General features: G+C 69.0%; 1 protein-coding gene. It reads left to right on the top strand.

The window, feature by feature from the left end:
• The coding region (locus D7Y13_RS44140; RefSeq protein ID WP_120631160.1) for a Pvc16 family protein at positions 1-406 on the top strand (406 nt) is incomplete at both ends.

Genomic DNA, 406 nt, shown 5'->3' with positions numbered 1-406 from the left:
GTCGTACCAGGCCGAAGTGTTGCTCGGGATCGCGATGGCGGCGCTCCACGACGAGCCGGTGCTGTTACGCGACCGCGTCGTCGCGCTGCTCGCGCCGCCTCCGAACAACACCGACGCGCTGCTTGCAGCGTTCGCGAACGCGCGGTTGTCGGACCAGTTCGAACGCCTCAAGCTCGCGCCGCTCAGCCTGCCGCCGAACGAGATGCAATCGCTGTGGCAGTCGCTCCACGGCCGCTACCGACTGAGTTTCTGCTATCAGCTGACGACGGTCCTGATCGACAGCCGCCTCGAGCCACGCAGCGGGCTGCCGGTGCGGTCGGTCGGTGCGCTGGTGCTGCCGTTCGTGCGCCCGCTGATCACTGCGATCGAGCCACCGCAAGCCGTGTTCGCCGGCGCGGGCCAGAGC

The organism is Corallococcus praedator, from assembly GCF_003612125.1.
In the GTDB taxonomy this organism is placed as follows: Bacteria; Myxococcota; Myxococcia; order Myxococcales; family Myxococcaceae; genus Corallococcus; species Corallococcus praedator.
This window is presented reverse-complemented; position numbering and strand designations above follow the sequence as displayed.